Genomic DNA, 2,308 nt, shown 5'->3' on the forward strand with positions numbered 1-2,308 from the left:
GACAGACACCCCGGGGTGACGGGAAGGCTGGCTGGGGCAAGCCCTCCCATGGTGCTGCCTCAATGTGCGGAGACGGAATCGAGCCCGGTCGATCTCACTTCTGCCTGTACATCGGGTGCTGCGAGATAGTCGAGGAGCGCCTTCGCTTCCTTCGGATGCTGCGCGCCGACGGGGATGCCGGCGGCGAAGCGCGTGACGGACTGCAGAGACTCGGGAATCTTTCCGACGAAGGTCGCGCCCTGGACGGGCAGCAGCTCGCTCACCTGCTGGAAGCCGATTTCGTAGTCACCGTTCGCCACCACCGACGCCACTGGAATCCGCGGAATCATCTTCGCCTTCGACCTGACCTGATCCTCGATGCCGAGCTTCTTGAACAACTCTCGCTCGATATAGACGCCGCTCGCGCTGTCCGAGTAGGCGATCGACTTCGCATGCAGCAGGGTCTGCCTGAGGCCTTCGGCCGAGCCGATGTCGGGCTTCGCCGCACCTTCGCGCACGACCATGCCGATGCGCGAATCGGCCAGCTCGACCCGCGATCCGGGGATGACCTTGCCTTGCTTGATCAGCTCGTCAAGTGCGTAGCCGACCATGATGACGGCGTCSGCAGGCTCGCCACGCGCGAGCCTGTTGGGAATCGCTTCGGGCGATTTGCCCATCGACGGGCCAAGCGCGGTGTCGAGCGTGTTGCCCGTCTGGGACGCGAACCTGGGACCGAGCACCTTGTACGCGGCGGTGAAGCCGCCCGAGCTCATGACGTGCAGGTCGGCGGCCTGCACGTTCGCCGCAGCGGCCGAGGTTGCGACGAGCGCTGCCGCGMAYAGTTTCAGAAGCAGGTTTCTCATGATTGTGGTCGTGCGGGGTYGTGCGTATTCGGGAACATGCGGGACGGGTTGCGCATCAGTGCGCCGGCGTCAGCGCCACTGCGCGGCGGCGRTAGAGYGCGAAMGTCGCCAAAAGGGCGCACGYTGCGGCCAGGCTCATCCAGTAGCCRGGCGCMGCCTTGTCGCCGGTCATGTGAATGAGAGCCGTCGAGATCGCCGGCGTGAAGCCTCCRAACACGGCCGTAGCRAGGCTGTAGGCGAGCGAGAARCCTGCAACGCGTACCTGCACCGGCATCACTTCCGTGAGTGCGACGACCATCGCGCCGTTATAGATGCCGTACATGAACGAGAGCCAGAGGAGGACGAGCAGCATGTTGACGAAGCTCGGCGCGTGAGCGAGCAGCGACAGTGCCGGGTATGCGGTCGCGATGGCGAGCACCGTCATGCCGACGAGCAGTGGTCGGCGGCCGATCTTGTCGGAGAGCGCACCGCCGACTGGCAGCCACACGAAGTTCGACACGCCGACGCACAGCGTCACGAGCAGACTATCGGCGGTGCTCAGGTGCAGAACCGACTTGCCGAACGTCGGCGCGTAGACCGTGATGAGGTAGAAGCTCGYGGTGGTCATCGCCACCAGCATCATGCCGGCGACAACGACGGCCCAGTTCTGGACCAGCGTGCCGAACACTTCCTTCATGCCCGGACGATGCTGGCGTGCCTTGAACTCCTGCGTTTCCTCCAGATTGCGGCGCAGCATGAAGATGAACGGCACGATCATGCAGCCGACGAAGAACGGTACCCGCCATCCCCACGCCGCGATGGCCGCYGCGTTCAGCGATTGATTGAGCGCGAAGCCGAGGCCCGCAGCYACGACGATCGCCACCTGCTGGCTSGCGGACTGCCAGCTCGTRAAGAAGCCCTTGCGGCCGGGCGTGGCCATCTCGGCGAGATACACCGAYACGCCGCCCAGCTCGGCGCCCGCCGAGAAGCCCTGCAGCAGCCGCCCGAGCAGCACGAGCGCGGGCGCGAGAAGTCCGATCGTGGYGTAGCCCGGTACGAACGCGATCAGGATGGTGCCGCTTGCCATGATGGAGAGCGTGACGATGAGGCCCTTGCGGCGGCCGACGTCGTCGATGTAGGCGCCAAGCACGATCGCGCCCAGCGGCCGCATCAGGAAGCCGGCGCCGAAGACCGCGAACGTCATCATCAACGAGGCGAACTCGCTCTCGGCGGGAAAGAAGACGTTGGCGATCTGCGTGGCGTAGAAGCCGAACAGGAAGAAGTCGAACTGCTCCAGGAAATTCCCGGCCGTTACGCGGACAACCGCAGCGGCCTTTGAATGTCCGGTCGAAACGCTAGACGAGGGGTGCATCGAGGTGTCTCCTGAGATCCAGAAAATACGCGGTGATCCGGTCGATTGTGGTTTTGGCAATGTTCGCCCGGGGCCGGCAAAACGATAAGTGCAATCTTCGGAACGATTGATGTCC

Annotated in this window: 2 protein-coding genes; both read right to left on the reverse strand. The window is 64.4% G+C overall.

The window, feature by feature from the left end; all coding sequences use genetic code 11:
* Positions 1 to 59: 59 nt before the first annotated feature.
* On the reverse strand, positions 60 to 842 hold the full coding sequence (locus GCT13_RS47420; protein ID WP_152768409.1) for a substrate-binding domain-containing protein: 783 nt from the start codon (positions 840 to 842) through the stop codon (positions 60 to 62).
* A 55-nt stretch (positions 843 to 897) separates the two neighbouring features.
* Positions 898 to 2,193: an MFS transporter gene (tcuC, locus tag GCT13_RS47425; RefSeq protein WP_152768410.1), complete on the reverse strand. Its 1,296-nt coding sequence runs from the start codon at positions 2,191 to 2,193 to the stop codon at positions 898 to 900.
* Between the last annotated feature and the right edge of the window lie 115 nt (positions 2,194 to 2,308).

The sequence above is a fragment of the Paraburkholderia franconis genome (genome assembly GCF_009362735.1).
In the GTDB taxonomy this organism is placed as follows: domain Bacteria; phylum Pseudomonadota; class Gammaproteobacteria; order Burkholderiales; family Burkholderiaceae; genus Paraburkholderia; species Paraburkholderia franconis.